Annotated in this window: 14 protein-coding genes; 9 read left to right on the top strand and 5 right to left on the bottom strand. The window is 62.9% G+C overall.

The features are described 5' to 3' along the window. Positions 1-10: 10 nt before the first annotated feature. From NKI85_RS05265 to NKI85_RS05240, 6 genes are all read left to right on the top strand, one after another. Positions 11-208, top strand: a complete 198-nt coding sequence (locus NKI85_RS05265; RefSeq protein WP_352522557.1) for a hypothetical protein — start codon at positions 11-13, stop codon at positions 206-208. A 58-nt stretch (positions 209-266) separates the two neighbouring features. Continuing rightward, positions 267-1,568 carry an MFS transporter gene (locus NKI85_RS05260; protein ID WP_352522558.1) on the top strand — a complete coding sequence of 434 codons (1,302 nt, stop codon included), beginning with the start codon at positions 267-269 and terminating at the stop codon, positions 1,566-1,568. A 19-nt stretch (positions 1,569-1,587) separates the two neighbouring features. After that, positions 1,588-4,038: a nitrite reductase large subunit NirB gene (gene nirB, locus NKI85_RS05255; RefSeq protein WP_352776305.1), complete on the top strand. Its 2,451-nt coding sequence runs from the start codon at positions 1,588-1,590 to the stop codon at positions 4,036-4,038. Positions 4,039-4,101: 63 nt separating this feature from the next. Continuing rightward, complete coding sequence (gene nirD, locus NKI85_RS05250) at positions 4,102-4,431, top strand: nitrite reductase small subunit NirD (RefSeq protein ID WP_352522560.1); 330 nt, start codon at positions 4,102-4,104, stop codon at positions 4,429-4,431. A gap of 3 nt (positions 4,432-4,434) precedes the next feature. Beyond that, a complete protein-coding gene (locus NKI85_RS05245) occupies positions 4,435-7,263 on the top strand; it encodes a nitrate reductase (RefSeq protein WP_352776303.1) in 2,829 nt (942 codons plus the stop codon). A gap of 104 nt (positions 7,264-7,367) precedes the next feature. Continuing rightward, positions 7,368-7,853 (top strand): hypothetical protein, encoded by a 486-nt coding sequence (locus NKI85_RS05240; RefSeq protein WP_352522562.1) that lies wholly within the window; start codon positions 7,368-7,370, stop codon positions 7,851-7,853. Between the two features lie 27 nt (positions 7,854-7,880). Here the strand turns inward: NKI85_RS05240 and NKI85_RS05235 are convergent, their stop codons facing one another. Then, the gene (locus NKI85_RS05235) at positions 7,881-8,912 is read right to left on the bottom strand and encodes a hydroxyacid dehydrogenase (protein ID WP_352522563.1); all 1,032 of its coding nucleotides are present in this window, start codon (positions 8,910-8,912) and stop codon (positions 7,881-7,883) included. Positions 8,913-9,089: 177 nt separating this feature from the next. Between NKI85_RS05235 and NKI85_RS05230 the strand changes: the two genes are divergently transcribed. Both NKI85_RS05230 and NKI85_RS05225 read left to right on the top strand, forming a co-directional pair. Beyond that, entirely contained in the window at positions 9,090-10,526 is a 1,437-nt protein-coding gene (locus tag NKI85_RS05230; protein WP_352522768.1) for an aldehyde dehydrogenase family protein, read from the top strand. A gap of 46 nt (positions 10,527-10,572) precedes the next feature. Then, on the top strand, positions 10,573-11,154 hold the full coding sequence (locus tag NKI85_RS05225; protein ID WP_352522564.1) for a DUF1349 domain-containing protein: 582 nt from the start codon (positions 10,573-10,575) through the stop codon (positions 11,152-11,154). A gap of 38 nt (positions 11,155-11,192) precedes the next feature. On the opposite strand, the gene NKI85_RS05220 is transcribed toward NKI85_RS05225, so the two are convergent. Both NKI85_RS05220 and NKI85_RS05215 read right to left on the bottom strand, forming a co-directional pair. Further along, entirely contained in the window at positions 11,193-11,945 is a 753-nt protein-coding gene (locus NKI85_RS05220; RefSeq protein ID WP_352522565.1) for an SDR family NAD(P)-dependent oxidoreductase, read from the bottom strand. A gap of 196 nt (positions 11,946-12,141) precedes the next feature. Next, positions 12,142-13,071: a TIR domain-containing protein gene (locus NKI85_RS05215; RefSeq protein WP_352522566.1), complete on the bottom strand. Its 930-nt coding sequence runs from the start codon at positions 13,069-13,071 to the stop codon at positions 12,142-12,144. Between the two features lie 227 nt (positions 13,072-13,298). Between NKI85_RS05215 and NKI85_RS05210 the strand changes: the two genes are divergently transcribed. Beyond that, positions 13,299-14,570: an O-antigen ligase family protein gene (locus NKI85_RS05210; protein ID WP_352522567.1), complete on the top strand. Its 1,272-nt coding sequence runs from the start codon at positions 13,299-13,301 to the stop codon at positions 14,568-14,570. Positions 14,571-14,688: 118 nt separating this feature from the next. Here the strand turns inward: NKI85_RS05210 and NKI85_RS05205 are convergent, their stop codons facing one another. Both NKI85_RS05205 and NKI85_RS05200 read right to left on the bottom strand, forming a co-directional pair. After that, positions 14,689-15,969 (bottom strand): polysaccharide biosynthesis/export family protein, encoded by a 1,281-nt coding sequence (locus NKI85_RS05205; protein ID WP_502895987.1) that lies wholly within the window; start codon positions 15,967-15,969, stop codon positions 14,689-14,691. A gap of 113 nt (positions 15,970-16,082) precedes the next feature. Continuing rightward, positions 16,083-16,760, bottom strand: coding sequence for a sugar transferase (locus NKI85_RS05200; protein ID WP_352522568.1), 678 nt, complete (start codon positions 16,758-16,760; stop codon positions 16,083-16,085). Between the last annotated feature and the right edge of the window lie 25 nt (positions 16,761-16,785).

Here is a 16,785-nt window from a genome sequence, read left to right as displayed (position 1 = left end):
GGAGACGACGATGACGAAACGGATCGGAACTGGCGCGTCCCTCGCGGACTTCACACGCCGCGATTTTCTGGCCAGCAGCGCGCTGACGGCGGCGCTGTTCACCGCCGCGCTCCTTCTCTTTCCCGCTGGCGCCAAGACTGACGGCAAGGGTCTCGAAGTGACGGCGCAAAGATCGGTTTCAACCAGTTCGCCGATGCCGCGCCGCTGACAGTCGCGAACGAACAGACAAGGGCGGTGACTCCCACGCCGCAAACCGGAGCCAGAAAATGACCGCAAATCTCCCAGCCGCGCCCAGCCAGGACAGTGCTCCCCGGCAGGCGCTTGTGATGTCCACCATCGCCTTCACCGTCTGCTTCGCGGTGTGGACGATCTTTTCAATCATCGGCGTGCGCATAAAGCAGGAGCTGGGGCTGAACGAGACGGAGTTCGGCCTGCTCGTCGGCACGCCGATCCTCACCGGCTCGCTCGTGCGTATGGTGCTCGGTGTCTGGACCGACCGTTTTGGCGGACGGCTGGTATACACCGCGACCATGCTTGCGGCGGCGGTCGCGACCTTCCTGCTCGCTTTTGCGCACACCTACGGGCAGATGCTGGTCGCTGCGCTAGGCGTTGGGCTCGCCGGCGGTTCCTTCGCCGTCGGTGTCGCCTATGTCTCGCGCTTCTTCCCGGCCGGCAAGCAGGGTACGGCGCTTGGCATTTTCGGTGTCGGCAATGTCGGCGCCGCGGTCACCAAGTTCCTGGCACCGTTCGTGCTTCTCTCCTGGGGCTGGCAGTCGGTCGCGCTGATCTGGGCGGCAGCACTCGTCGTCATGGCCGCCGTCTTCTGGTTCACGACCGGCGACGATCCGGTCATCCGCGAGCGCCGCGACGGCAAGGCTGCACCCGCGAGAAGCTTCTTGCAGGAATTCGCGCCGCTCAAGAACCTGCAGGTCTGGCGTTTTGCCTTCTATTATTTCTTCGCCTTCGGTGCATTCGTGGCGCTGTCGCTGTGGCTGCCCCGCTACCTGATCGGCGTCTACGGCTTCGGGCTTGCGACCGCCGGCATGATCGGCGCGGCCTATTCAATTCCGGCAAGTATTTTCCGCGCCTATGGCGGCGTGCTTTCCGACCGGATCGGCGCCCGCACCGTGCTCTACTGGACCTTCGCTGTCAGTGCCGTCGCGACTCTCGTTCTGTCTCTCCCCTCGGCAGACTACGTCGTGCGCGGTATCAGCGGGCCGATCACCTTCCATTTCGAGATCGGCCCGCTCGCCTTCATAGCCGTTGCCTGTGTGCTCGGCTTCTTCATGAGCCTTGGCAAGGCCGCCGTCTACAAGCACATCCCGGCTTACTATCCGCAGAGTGTCGGCGCGGTCGGCGGCGTTGTCGGCATGATTGGCGGGCTCGGCGGCTTTATCCTGCCAATCGCCTTCGGCGCGCTCAACGACCTCACCGGCGTCTGGTCGAGCTGCTTCATGCTGCTCTTCGTCATCGTCGCCACCTGCTTTGCCTGGATGCATTTTTCCATCCGGCGGATGGAGCGCACGGCGTCTGCCGAAGCTTCAGGCCTTTCCTACGCGGCTGAGTGAGACCGGAGTGGATCAGGACATGACCGAGAAACTCGTCATCATCGGCAACGGCATGGCCCCTGGGCGGATGCTGGAGCACCTCTTCGAACAGGCGCCGGACCACTACCAGGTCACCATCTTCAACGCCGAGCCGCGGGTCAATTACGACCGCATCATGCTGTCGCCGGTTCTATCCGGCGAGAAGGCCTATGAGGAAATCATCATCCATGGCGACGGCTGGTACATCGCCAATGGCATTACGCTTTACAAGGGCCACAAGATCGTCGCCATCGACCGGACGGCAAAGACCGTCACCTCCGACCACGGCGTCACCGAGCCTTATGACAAGGTCGTCATCGCCACGGGCTCGGTGCCGTTCATCATTCCGGTGCCCGGCCACGATCTGCCGGGCGTGCTCACTTATCGCGATCTCGACGACGTCCAGGCCATGCTGCTTGCCGCCCAGTCGCGGGCCAAGGCCGTGGTCATCGGCGGCGGCCTGCTCGGGCTCGAGGCGGCCGCGGGCTTGAATTCGCAAGGCATGGACGTCACCGTGCTGCATGTCATGCCGACGCTGATGGAGCGTCAGCTCGATCCGGCCGCCGGCTATCTCCTGCAGCGTGCCGTCGAGCAGCGCGGCATCAAGGTCATCACCAAGGCCAACACCCAGACGATCACCGGCAACGGCAAGGTCGAGCGGGTGGAACTTGCCGACGGCACTGTCATTCCCGCAACGCTCGTCGTCATGGCGGTGGGCATCAGGCCGAACGCGGCCCTGGCAAAAGAAGCCGGCATTGCCGTCAATCGCGGCATCGTCGTCGACGCCGGCATGCGCAGCAACGACCCCGACATCTACGCAATCGGCGAATGCGCCGAGGTCAACGGCCAGGTCTATGGGTTGGTCGCGCCCCTTTACGAAATGGCGCGCGTCGCTGCCAGCCAGCTGGCCGGCGACGAGGCTGCCGCCTTCGTCCATTCGGACACGCCGACCAAGCTCAAGGTCACCGGCATCGACCTGTTCTCGCTCGGCGACTTCGCCGAGGGCGACGACCGCCAGGAGATCGTGCTGCGCGATGCCGCTGCCGGCGTCTACAAGCGCCTGGTGCTTAGGGATGACCGCATCATCGGCACCGTGCTCTATGGCGAGACGGCGGACGGCGCCTGGTTCAACGACCTCAAAAAGAAGCAGACTGACATATCTGAAATGCGCGACACGCTCATCTTCGGCCAGTCCTACCAGGGAGGCGCCCCGCTGGACCCTATGGCGGCCGTTGCAGCCTTGCCGGATGATGCGGAAATCTGCGGTTGCAACGGCGTATGCAAGGGAAAGATCACCGGCGCGATCACGGCCAAGGGCCTGACCTCGCTCGACGACGTGCGCGCCCACACCAAGGCGTCGGCGTCCTGCGGTTCCTGCACCGGGCTGGTCGAAAAGCTGATGGTGCTGACCATCGGCGACAAGTACAACCCGGCGGCGGTCCAGCCGATGTGCGGCTGCACCACGCTTGGCCATGACGAGGTCCGCCGGCTGATCAAGGCCAAGAGCCTGAAGACCATTCCGGCCGTCATGCAGGAGCTGGAATGGAAGACCTCCTGCGGCTGCGCCAAATGCCGGCCGGCGCTCAACTATTATCTCGTCTGCGACTGGCCCGACGAATACGCCGACGACTACCAGTCCCGCTTCATCAACGAGCGCGTCCACGCCAACATCCAGAAGAACGGCACCTATTCGGTGGTGCCGCGCATGTGGGGCGGCGTCACCAATGCCGCCGAATTGCGCGCCATCGCCGACGTCGTCGACAAGTTCGATATCCCGATGGTCAAGGTCACCGGTGGTCAGCGCATCGACATGCTCGGCATCCGCAAAGAAGACCTGCCGGCAGTGTGGGCCGATCTCGGCCAAGCCGGCTTCGTCTCCGGCCACGCCTATGCCAAGGGGCTGCGCACGGTAAAGACCTGCGTCGGCTCGGATTGGTGCCGCTTCGGCACGCAGGATTCGACCGGCTTGGGCATCCGCATCGAGAAATTCATGTGGGGCTCGTGGACCCCGGCCAAGGTTAAGATGGCGGTATCGGGCTGTCCCCGAAACTGCGCCGAGGCGACCTGCAAGGATGTCGGCGTCATCTGCGTCGATAGCGGCTACGAGATCCATTTCGCCGGTGCCGCCGGTCTCGACATCAAGGGCACCGAGGTGCTCGGCCTGGTCAAGACTGAGGACGAGGCGCTGGAGCATATCGTGGCGCTGACGCAGATGTATCGCGAGCAGGGCCGCTATCTCGAGCGCATCTACAAATGGGCCAAGCGCGTTGGCATCGCCGAGGTCAAGCGCCAGATCATGGACGATGGCGAGAAGCGTAAGGCCTATTTCGACCGCTTCGTCTTTTCGCAGAAATTCGCTCAGGTCGACCCGTGGTCGGAACGCGCTTCCGGCAAGGACAAGCATGAATTCCGGCCGATGGCTTCGGTCGGTTTTGCGCAGGCGGCGGAGTAGGCGCGTGTTCCCGAAAAGTGGAAACCGGTTTTCGGTCAAGAACACGCGCAAAGGATGAGACAGATGAACTGGGTATCAATCGGCACGCTCTCGGACATCCCGCGTCGCGGCGCGCGCTGCGTTGCCACGCCGGAAGGCAAGATAGCCGTCTTCCGCACGGCCGACGATCAGGTCTTCGCCATCGACGACCATTGCCCGCACAAGGGTGGGCCACTCAGCCAAGGCATCGTCCATGGCACGGCGGTGACGTGTCCGTTACACAATTGGGTGATCTCGCTGGAAACCGGCAAGGCGCTAGGCGCCGACGAGGGCGTGGTGCGCACCATTCCGCTGCGGATCGACGGCGAGCGTCTGTTCATTGCGCTGGAAGCGCTCGCCAGCCGCGCAGCCTGAGCCATGGAGATTGATGAAGCGCGCGAGGTGAGGACCACCTGCCCCTATTGCGGGGTGGGCTGCGGCGTGCTGGCGAAGGTCGCTGCGGACGGCGAGATAACCGTTCGCGGCGACCCGGACCATCCGGCCAATTTCGGCCGGCTCTGCTCGAAGGGTTCGGCGCTGGCCGAGACCATCGACCTCGACGGCAGGCTGCTCCATCCGGAAATCCACGGTCGCCGCACCGACTGGGACGAGGCGCTCGACCTGGTCGCGTCGACCTTCTCGCAAACCATCACCGAGCACGGCCCCGATGCGGTCGCCTTCTACGTCTCCGGCCAGTTGCTGACCGAGGACTATTACGTCGCCAACAAGCTGATGAAGGGGTTTGTCGGCTCGGCCAATATCGACACCAATTCGCGCCTGTGCATGGCCTCGTCGGTCGCCGGCCACCGCCGCGCCTTCGGCTCCGACACGGTACCGGGCAGTTACGAGGATCTGGAGCTTGCCGACCTGATCGTGCTGGTCGGCTCCAATCTCGCCTGGTGCCATCCGGTGCTCTACCAGCGCATTGCCGCGGCCCGGGAAAAGCGGCCCGAGATGAAGGTGGTGCTGATCGACCCACGGCGCACCATGACATCAGATATCGCCGACATGCATCTGGCGATCGCGCCCGATGGCGACGTTGCTTTGTTCACAGGGCTGCTCGCCTACCTCGGCCAGCACAACGCACTGGACCGCACCTATATCACGGCGCACACGACCGGCTTCGGGCAAGCTCTTTTCGCCGCCTCGGCGCTCGACCTTGCCGGCATCGCCGCGGCCACCGGCCTTGGTGAGGATGAACTGGCCCGCTTCTACAGCCTGTTTGCCGCGACGGCGAAGACGGTCACCGTCTACAGCCAGGGCGTGAACCAGTCGTCTTCGGGCACCGACAAGGTCAACGCCATCATCAACTGCCATCTTGCTACCGGCCGCATCGGCCAGCCCGGCGCCGGGCCGTTTTCGGTGACCGGCCAGCCAAACGCCATGGGCGGCCGCGAGGTCGGCGGCATGGCCAACATGCTGGCCGCCCATATGGAGATCGAAAACTCCGAGCACCGCGACCGCGTGCAGCGCTTCTGGAACGCCCCAACCGTCGCCGAAAAACCCGGCCTGAAGGCGGTCGAGATGTTCCAAGCGGTGGCCGACGGACGCATCAAGGCGCTGTGGATCATGGCCACCAATCCGGTCGATTCGATGCCGGATGCCTATGCCGTCGAAGCGGCGATCAAGGCCTGCCCGTTCGTCGTTGTCTCGGACGTGCTGGGCGAGACCGACACGGTACGCCACGCTCATGTCCGGCTGCCGGCGGCGGCATGGGGCGAGAAGGACGGCACCGTCACCAATTCGGAGCGCCGCATCTCGCGCCAGCGGGCTTTTTTGGCGACGCCCGGCGAGGCGAAGCCCGACTGGTGGATCATCGGCGAAGTGGCGAGTCGGATGGGGTTCGGCGAGGCGTTTTCGCATACGTCGCCGGCCGATATCTTCGCCGAACACGCCGCGCTCTCGACATTCGAGAATGGCGGCGCCCGCGACTTCGATATCGGCACCTATGCAGGTGTCGACGGAAATGCCTATGAAGTGCTTGCTCCGTTCCAGTGGCCAGCGCCGGCCTCACCCTCCCCCTTGAGGGGAGGGTCGGCGCGCGCGTTGAGCGAAGCGAAACAAGCGGGACGGGGTGGGGTCGGTGGTGAAGTCTCGACCTCTCAGAGCCGCCTCAACGAGGTGGAGTCCAGTCGTGCCGACAAAGCTGGACGTCAACTAGAGGGTGGCGTTCAAGCTGAACATAGCTCAGCCAGCACCCGCTTCTTCGCCAACGGCGGCTACTACACGCCCGACCGCAAGGCACGCTTCATTGCCATCCGCCCAACCGCACAAACCCGCACCAGCCCGGACTATCCCCTGGTGCTCAACACCGGGCGCGTGCGCGACCACTGGCACACCATGACGCGGACCGGCAAGAGCCCGCGCCTGTCGCAGCATATGGCCGAGCCTTTCGTCGAAATTCACCCGGCGGATGCGCAGCACTTCGGCATCGGTGATGCCGACATCGTCCGCGTATCGTCGGCTTATGGCGAGGTGCTGGTCCGCGCGCTGGTGACAGTGCGCCAACGCCAAGGCTCTGTGTTCGTGCCGATGCACTGGACGGACCAATTTTCCGCCCGTGCGCGTATCGATGCACTGGTCGCGCCCATCACCGATGCGATTTCAGGCCAGCCGGCCTCCAAGAATATTGCTGGCCGGATCGAGCGGTTCGCCGCCACGGCCTTCGGTTTCGCCGTGCTTGCCGAACGGCCCGCCTCCATCGACGCCGAGTATTGGAGCCTCGCCCGCTGCCCCGCCGGCTGGCGCCTCGAAATTGCGCTGCAGTCCGGCCGCGACTGGACCGGGTTTGCCGCCGCGCTGTTCGGCCCGGAAGGGGAAACGCTCGCCTATCACGACATCGCCGGCGGGCACCATCGCTTCGCCCGTTTCGCGGGCAGTCGGCTGGTCGGCGCGCTCTATCTTGCGCCCACCCCGGTGGCGGTGTCGCGCGGCTGGGCAGTGGAGCAGCTCGGCACGGACCACGCCGATCGGCAGGCGCGGCTGGCGATTGTCGCCGGACGGCCGGGCGGCAACAGCGTTGACCGCGGCGCCATCGTCTGCGCCTGTTTCGGGGTCGGCGCCAATCAGATCGCGGAAGCGGTGCGCGGCGGCTGCACCAGCGTCGCGGCAATCGGCACCGTCCTTCACGCCGGCACCAATTGCGGCTCCTGCCGCGCCGAGATCAAGACCATCATCGACGGCCGGCGTCTTCAAGCTGCGGAGTGAATGCGCCGAGGAACTCTGCCGCGCCGCTGCATGATGCTTACTAGCAATTTACAAACCATGGGCTACCAACGTCCTGACTTCGATTCGTTCGGAACGGGAGCCTCATGAGCAAAGCCCTGACCTCATTCGCGCTGGTCGCCGTGCTGACGGCCATGCTGATGGCGCTCAGCCTGGTCGTGGCCAGGCATGGCTATCCCTATGGCGCGATCGGCGCCAAGCGCCTGAGCGACGTCGTCGATGCGGGGACGTTCATTCCGCTCGCGGCGGTCTACTTTTTCAGCGCACTGCTGATGATGGTTCTGCCGATCAGGCTTGCCGGCATCGTCCTGACGCATGCCGCCGATGCGATCTTCTGGGCGGTGATCGTGTTGTTCGCGGTCATCATTGGATGTCTCGCCGCCAGATTTGCTTTCGGTCAACGCGATGTGCTCTCGGCACTGCTGAACTGGCGCTTCCTGTTTGTCGCAGCCGTCGTCGGATGCCATCTCTTCATCAACGAGCTGCGGCGCAACATCCTGTTGAGAAGCCTGTTCTTCGTCGTCTTCGCCGCAGCGACACTGGCCTGTTTGTTTTGGTCCTTCACGGTCTGAGCATGTGCGACCATCGGGACAGACGGCTTAATTCTTGTCGACCGGCTTTGAACGCATCCGCGAAACGGTCTCACGCTCGGCCCGTTTCGAACGCATCGGCGGCAGGCCGCGATCGATCAGGTCCATGTCCTCCAGCACCATGTCGCCCATGCGCTTGAAGGCGATGTCGAGCGCGCCGGCCCGGTGGGCGGAGCGCAGGAACCCCGGCAATGTGCGGACCGGGTGGTCCCGGGCCAGCGGCTCCTCCGGGAAGACATCGCTGGCGGCGACGATATGGCCGCTGCGGACCGCATTCATCAGCGCCGGAAAATCGACGACGCCGGCCCGGCTGAGCAGGATGAAAGCGGCTCCCTTGCGCATCTTCGCGAACGCCTCGGCGCCGAGGAAACCCTGGTTTTCGCTGGTCACCGAAGCGACGACGAAGACGAAATCGCTGTTCGACAGAACGTCGTCGAGCGAGGCCGGCTCGACGCCGTTGTCGATCAGGATCGACGGCGGCAGCCACGGATCGAAGACTTTCGTCTGCGTGCGAAAGCCCGACAGCAGCCGGTTGAGCGCACGGCCAAGATCGCCGAAGCCGATAATGCCGACATCCGCGCCGGAAAGAAGCCGCGCCGTCCGGTTGCCGTCGCCGCCCCACAGCTCCTTGCCCTGACGGAAAGCGAGGTCGGCGTCGACGATGTCGCGGGCGAGGTTGAGCGCCATGGCAAGGCCGAGCTCGGCCACCGGCTCGGCAAACACCAGGCCGGTGGTGACGACATGGATGCCGCGCGAAAACAGCGTCTCATACGGCATGTTCTTGATGAGGTTGCTCTCGACATTGAAGACGCAGCGCAGCGCCTTCATTTTCTCCAGCGTCTCCGGCGTGATCGGCGGCTGGCCGACGATGTAGCGGGTCTCGGCAAGCACATCAGCCGGCAAGGCTGTGACACCTTCGGACGATGTTTCGACGATGCGGTATTTCGATCGAAATTTCGCCAGCGCAGCCGGCGTGAAGATCAGGTCGAGTGTGCGTGGCTCCGGTGCGCTGATCACCAGCGGCAAGGCGTTGTCGGACATGACATTTTTCCTCCCGTGCGATCCGCGTCGCAGCACATTAGAATCATCTTCTCCCGCCTCGACATCTATCACATGCCTGTCGAGGAGGAGAAGTTTGCCCGCCTTCGGCCTTGCGGTGTGGCGGTCGGTGGTCCAGATAGGCGGCGATCGAAGGACGACAAGGAAGACAGCGACATGATCCCGTTTCGAAAGAACCTCATCGATGGCGAGTGGGTGGGCGATGCCGGCTCCCGCAACATCAACCCGTCCAATCTCGACGACGTGGTCGGCGAATATGCGTCGGGGGGCGCCGAGCAGGCTCGGCAGGCCATCGCGGCGGCGAAAGCGGCATTTCCGGCGTGGTCTCGATCGGGTCTGCTGGCACGCCATGCTGTGCTGAGGAAGGCGTCGGACGAGATCATCGCGCGGAAGGATGAAATCGGCCGGGCGTTGGCGCGCGAGGAAGGCAAGACGCTGGTCGAGGGCATCGGCGAGACCGTCCGGGCAGCCCAGATATTCGACTTCTTTGCAGGCGAGACGCTGCGCCTTTCGGGCGAACTGGTTCCGAGCGTGCGGCCCGGCGTCGGCGTCGAGATCACCCGCGAAGCGGTCGGTGTGGTCGGCATCATCACGCCATGGAATTTCCCGATCGCCATCCCGGCCTGGAAAATTGCTCCGGCGCTGGCCTACGGCAACACCATCGTCTTCAAGCCGGCGGAACTCGTTCCGGAGAGCGCTTGGACCATTGTCGACATCCTGCACCGCGCCGGCCTGCCTAAGGGCGTGCTCAATCTGGTCATGGGCAAGGGTTCGGTGGTCGGCCAGGCCATGCTCGACAGCCCTGACCTCAACGCTATCACCTTCACCGGCTCGGTCGGCACCGGCAAGCGCGTCGCTGCCGCCAGCGTCGAGCACATGCGCAAGTTTCAGCTCGAAATGGGCGGCAAGAACCCGTTTGTTGTGCTCGACGATGCCGACCTTGCCGTCGCCGTCGATTGCGCCATCAACGGTGCCTACTTCTCGACCGGCCAGCGCTGCACGGCGTCGTCCCGCCTGGTGGTCACGGACGGCATCCATGACCGCTTCGTCGAGGCGCTCAAGGATCGCCTGGCCAAGCTGGTCGTCGGCGATGCTCTCGACGCGAAGACCCAGATCGGGCCGGTTGTCGATCAGAGTCAGTTGAAACAGGATGAAGATTATATCGCCATCGGCCGCCAGGAAGGTGCCGATCTGGCCTTCGGCGGCGAGCGGCTCGATCGCGAAACCCGCGGCTTCTATCTGCAACCGGCGCTGTTCACCGAAACCACCAACGCCATGCGCATTTCACGCGAAGAGATCTTCGGACCGGTCGCCAACGTCATCCGCGTCAAAGACTATGACGAGGCGCTGGCGGTGGCCAACGACACGCCGTTCGGGCTGACGTCGGGCATCTGCACATCCAGCCTCAAGCATGCCACGCATTTTAAGCGCAATTCGGAAGCCGGCATGGTCATGGTCAACCTGCCGACGGCGGGCGTCGACTTCCACGTGCCTTTCGGCGGGCGCAAGGGATCGAGCTACGGCCCGCGCGAGCAGGGCCGCTACGCCGCGGAATTCTACACCACGGTGAAGACCGCTTACACGTTTGCCGGCTAATCAAGGCGGCACTCACCCGGGATCAGCCAGGCAGGCGAGCAAGTCGATGACATCTGAGAATACGGACCTGACCTGGCTCAATCCGCCGCCGCATCACGAATTCGGCGACAGTACAGTGCATGTGCGGACCGGCAAGGAGACCGACTTCTGGCGCGAGACGTTCTACGGCTTCTGGCGCGACAACGGCCATTTCCTCTATCGTGAGGTCGAGGGCGATTTCAGCGCCGAAGTCACCGTCAACGGGCGCTATGAAGTGCTCTACGATCAGGCCGGGTTGATGGTGCGATTGAGCGAAACGCACTGGATCAAGGCCGGCATCGAATACACCGACGGGCTGATGTATTTTTCCGTCGTCGTCACCAACGATGCCTCCGACTGGTCGCTGGCCAACATTCCCGCCGATCCGGACGGCGTCAGGATCCGCTTGACCCGTCACGCCGAGACGATCCGCGTCCAGTATCTGGACGCGTCCGACAAGCAGTGGAAGCTGGTGCGGCTTGCCTATTTCCCGCCATCGAAAACGGTCGATGTCGGCATGATGTGCTGCTCGCCGCAGCGCGAGGGCTTCGAGGTCACATTCAGCGATTTTTCGATCGGCCCGCCGATCTCGCGTGAGCTTCACGACTGAGGCTTCGCGCCCGGGAGCGGCTTGCCTTGCCGCTCGCCTCAGTAGGTCGCCCGGCCGCCGGAGACGTCGAAGACGGCAGCCGTCGTGAACGAGCATTCCTCGGACGCGATCCAGCAAATCAGCGCCGCCACCTCCTCGACCTCGCCGAACCGCGCCATTGGTATTTTCGATAGCATGAAGTCGATGTGCTGCTGGCTCATCTGCTGGAAGATCGCGGTGCGCACGGCTGCCGGCGTGACGCAGTTCACCGTCACCTTGGTCTTGGCCAGTTCCTTGCCGAGCGATTTAGTCATGCCGATCACCGCCGCCTTGGAGGTACTATAGGCCGAGGCGTTCGGGTTACCTTCCTTGCCGGCAATCGAGGCGATGTTGACGATCCTGCCGTAATTGCGTTCGAGCATATGCGGGACCAGCGCCCTGTTGCAGAAGAAGACGCCGTTGATGTTGATGTCGATGACCCGGCGCCAATCCTCCACGGAATACTCCCAGGTCGTCATGTTCGGCCCCGTGATGGCAGCACTGGTGACAAGGATATCGACCGCGCCAAGCACTTCGATCGTCTCTCCGGCGGCGGCTTCGACCGCTACGGGGTCGGCGACGTCGAGGGTCACGCTGTGCAAACCTGGAAGAATGGCCTTGGCCTGCTCGATCTGGGCGGCATCGCGATCCCAGACCGAAACACGCCCGCCTTCGTCAACGATCCTTCGCGCGATGGGTAGGCCGATGCCTGAGGCGCCGCCGGTAATAACAGCAGATCGTCCGGCAAATCGTCCCGCGAAACTCATCGGCATGTGATCTTTCCTTGCTGGCTTATCCGGTTAGGCGTTGGCCGGTCGCCATCGGCGGGAATGTGAAGTCAACGGCGGACAAGTGCAAGTCGACATCTGGAGCCTCCGAGCGGGTTCATAGTGGGCCAGAAGGAGCGGTTTAAAGGCGTCGCAGGGTCAAGCACCGGACGGATCGGAGCGACTTCCATGCGCACCGGGTTCAGACGTTCTTGATCGATTTCCAATGGCTCAGTCGCTCCGCGATCAACTCCACGCGCCGCTGATTGTCGCGCCCGTCCAGGATGCTCAGATCCTCCGGATCGGCGCGCAAGTAAACACCGGAGGTGCGCGCGTTCAGTTTTGGCGGCGTGTCCGCTCGCGTGGTGAAGTACCCGGACGCGCGATCGGCGGACTCCAGCCGGATCTCTCCTGTCCCGAACAACTGCGACGCGTTCGCGTCCAAGGGCCGTTCTCCATTCCAAAAGTAGAAGATGCCGGGAGGCTCCTTTCTCTCCTTCACCGCTTCGCTCCAGTATCTGGCCGATAGGCTGCCATTCTCTTGCCATGAGCGGCCGGCTAGCTCCAGCGCACCATCGCGGTCTCGCGAAATCCGCAAGAGGCTCACGGCGGAAGGCTCCCTCACGCTGCGCTCCGTCAGGGAAAACTGCCACCAAAGGCCCTCGATGCGGGCGACGCGACGCTCATTCTCGATGGCTTTCCGCAGCTTTTGGTTGACCGCTCTCATCTCCGCGCCGGTCGTCGCTTCGCCGTACCGTACAGAGGTGAGGCCGAGCAGATCGCTTGGAAGCTTGGAGCCATTGGCATGGAGGATAAACGTCCGGCGCATTCCGAGAACTCCGCCAAAAAGGCCGGCTTCGAAGACCACATTGTCTCGCGGTGAAGCTTGAGCTGACGCCGCAGCAGGCGAAGCCGGCTGGCTCGCACTGGTCCAGTCGTCCTGAGCGAACACAAAAGCGGCGAAGTCGACTTCCCGCGTAAGCTCGAGGAGGCGCTCCAGGGTGGTTGTCCCGGGATTGAAGGACGTCGTCCAGGGCTCCACGTTCGCGATGTCTTCGAGGCCGCGAGTCAGCGCCTGCAGCAGTTTCTTCTGCTTTCCTGACGAACCCAGGAAGATTCGAGGTTTGTCCATCCGTGTCCCCTCCGCCATGTGACCAGCGTCTGCAAATTATTTCTCTTTCCGTCCGCTGTTGGCAAGCCCTGGGCGCCACCTGTCAGCCGGCCGGCATGGCACGCGGTCGACGCCGTCTTTGGGTGACAAATGGCGAGAGTTGGGTTATATTGCGCTGCACAATAATCGCTCGCGTATGGCGCGTCCACGACTGCGTGGAACTACAAGGACGGAAAACCGCTACCGAGATGAAGATCCCAAAATCTCTGTTGATCGATCCGGACAAGAACACGGCCTATGGCAGCTTTGCCGTTGCCGTCTCGATCTGGGCGTTCTCCTACTCGACCATTTTCGGCCAGACCATGATCCTGGCCTATTATGCGGTCTGGCTGCCGCTCATCCTGGTCGACTACCGGAAGATATTAAGGCACGCTTCCAGCGCCTGGCTTCCACTGGCGTTTGCGACCTATGTCTGCTTCTCGGTGTTCTGGTCGGCAGCTCCCGGCACCACGGCAAGGACGGCCATCCAATATTGCTCCCATATCGCCTGCGCCTACATTGCCGCGCGCACCGTCAGCGTCCGGACCTTGACCATAGGCGCCCTGATCGGGATCTTTGTCGTCCTGCTCTACTCGCTCAAGGTCGCGAGTTATTCCTACGACGTTCTCGACGGGACATATAATTTCGTCGGTGCATTCAGCTCCAAGAACCAGATCGGCTTTGTCGCATCGCTTGGCATCTACTTCTGCGTTGTCTACCTGGCTTTTCTCAGGCGCGGCCGCATAAGCTTTTTATTGATCGTACCGATCGTCCTTCTCTCGGGCTATTTGCTGGTCGTGTCGCATTCGGCCACGTCAATGGCATCGACCCCGGCAGTCCTCGCTCTGGTCGCCCTGCTTTCCATCGGCAAGCTGCTTTCGCTTCGCCACCGGCGGGTGATTTTCGTGATCGGTGCGGGCGGGCTGGTCGCCTGCACTGTGATTGCCCTGAATCTCGGGCTCATGGATTTCGTCCTTGGCCTCTTCGGCAAGGATTCGACGCTCACCGGACGGACCTACCTCTGGCAGCAGGGCTGGAACGCCGCGCAGCAATCGCCCATCCTCGGTGTGGGCTACGCAGCCTATTGGGTGCAGGGTTTCTCCGAAGCCGAGCGCCTATGGAACGAATTCTATATCGCCGCACGAAGCGGCTTCCACTTCCACAACACCTACATCGAGACCTTGGTGGAACTCGGCTTCGTCGGTGCGACACTGCTTTCGCTGATCATCCTGCGTACGCTCTGGGGTCACGTCTCGGCGCTGATATTCAGGACATGGCAAGCCGAGTCGGTGATTCTCGCCGGCGTGATGGTGCTTCTATTCATACGGTCCTTCGTCGAGGTCGAGACCCTCAATCCCTACATCATGGGATCGTTCCTGCTGTATTACAGCTACTTCAAGCTGGTTAAGGTGCCGGCCGTCGCCCGTTCCCGGTGGGCCGCGGTAAACCATCTCGAGGAGCCGGACGCCGTGCGAAGCTAGAGCCGATCCGAGCTGTTCGTTGCCCGAAGGCTGTCTTGTTTTCTGATCCATAAAGACCAAGCCCAAAACCCCGCAGACCGCTGTCTGCGAGGTGGGTGCTTCACTCCGTGGAAGAAAGCTACTGAATGGCCAAAGGCGCCGGTTTGACCTTGATTACGTCCCCTGGCAGCACCGGCGTGTCTTCGCCGGCGGTGATTTCGCTGGTCTTGCCGTCGACCACCCGCACCAGGGAAAACGACATGGCGGGTGGTTCGTTGTTGCCATAGAGTTGCGGCATGGGGTTGCCCGACAGGGCTTCGGACATCAAGCCCTTTTCCATATTCAGCTTTAGCGTCGTTTGGTTGAGATCGGCCTCTGTCTGTTGCCGGTCGGTCGCGAGGCCGGCATTCTGGGTGTTCTCCAGGTCGATGGCGTCCTGGGTAGCCTTGCTGATCGACTGCTTGGCCGTGAGGATAGCCGTGTCGTAATCCAGGATCTGGCCTTCGAGGTCGGCGATCGTTTGCTGCGAGTTCAAAACCCGCGTGTTGACGACCAGGCCCTTTTGCGCCAGCGAGCCGATGCCGTTGAGCTGTTCCTTCGCCAGATCGACCTGCTTCTGCTGGTTGACGATCTTTTTCTGCAGCGAATCGATCTCGCTCTGCAGCAGCGTCTTCAAATCATCGAGCGCCTGCAGGCGCAGCTTGAGCTTTTTCTGGTCGGCCGCCAGGATTGCCATCTCGTCGGCAACGATGCCCGGCAGCTTCGGATCGTCGGCAACTTCCTTCGGCACGTCGAATGCCGGTTTGTCCGCCAGTTCCGCTTCGATGCGCGCGCGCCTGACGATCAGCCGGACCTGCTGGTCCTGAAGCACATCGAAATCGCCCTTGGCATTGATCAGGTCGCGGTCGAAGCGCTGGCCGCTATCCGGGTTCCGCCGGGCTCCGCCGGCAATGCTCATCGCCTTCAGCACGGTCAGCCCAGGCACGCAAGGATACTGGCCGGGCGATTGCACCTCGCCGGAAATGTAGAACGGCCGGTACTGCGCCATTTCGACGGAAGCCTCCGGCCTGTCGGCCAGAGCGAGCTTGCGCTGCAGCGCCTCGCCGAGCGATGCCGCGATCTCCGAAGTCGTCTTGCCGGATGCGGGCATCTCGCCGACGAAGGGCACCGACAAGGTTCCTGCCGGCCCGACCGTGTATTCTCCATTGATGGCCGACCAGTCACGGAACGTGCCTTCGACGGTCTGCCATTCCGCCACGCGGATGGTCAGCTTGTCCTGTGAGCCAAGCCGATAGTCGTCGGCGGCGGCAAACTGGGGCAGGGCCAGCGACAGCGCGAAGCACGTCGCTAGAAGCCGCACGCGGCGCGTGCGTCTGGTGAGAAAGCTGGTGCGAGAGATTTCGAAGGTGTCTGCTTTCAATGAACGGTTCCGATCCGATTTGCCCCGCCCGATGAGCTGCCGATGCTTGAAACCCGAGTTCGGGGCCTGAATTCTGGACAGTCGCTCCTCGATCCATGGCCGGCATGCGGCCGTCAGTAGCAGCCTCGCGACATCCAGACCGCAGGTACTGTCTTGATGATGATGCGAATGTCTTCGAACATCGACCAGTTCTCGACATAGTGCCGATCGAACGCGACGCGGCTGTCGTAGGAAACATCGTTGCGTCCGCTGACCTGCCAGAGTCCGGTCAGGCCGGGGCGCGATTTCAGGTAATAGACAGCCGAACTGCCATAGATCTCCAGCTCATCACGCACCACGGGACGAGGCCCGACCAGGCTCATATCTCCCTGCAGGATGTTGATGATCTGCGGCAACTCATCGAGGCTGAGCTTCCTCAGCACCGCTCCGACGCGCGTGATCCGCGGATCGTTCTTCAACTTGCGGGTCGCCATCCATTCGGCGTTGGCCTCCGGATTCGCGGCAAGATAGGCAGCAAGCACCCGCTCGCCGTCCGGAACCATGGTGCGGAACTTGAGGCACGGGAAAATCCGTCCTCCGCGGCCGATCCGGCTATGACCATAGAAAATCGGCCCGCCATCGGAAAACCTGACAAGCAGCGCTATCATCACGAACAGCGGGCTGAGAGCAACCAGACCGATCAGTGAACCGGCAATATCGAAGCTGCGTTTGAGCAGGCCGCCGATCGGTGGCGGAAAATCGATGCCGGCCTGCGAAAAATCCGCGTCGGCCGGCTTGGCTACGTCCCTCATGCGTAAACTCCATACGTTGAACGGA

The organism is Mesorhizobium sp. M0571 (assembly GCF_040320985.1).
GTDB lineage: Bacteria > Pseudomonadota > Alphaproteobacteria > Rhizobiales > Rhizobiaceae > Mesorhizobium.
The sequence above is the reverse complement of the archived record's forward strand: the minus strand, read 5'-3'. Positions and strand labels throughout refer to the sequence as shown.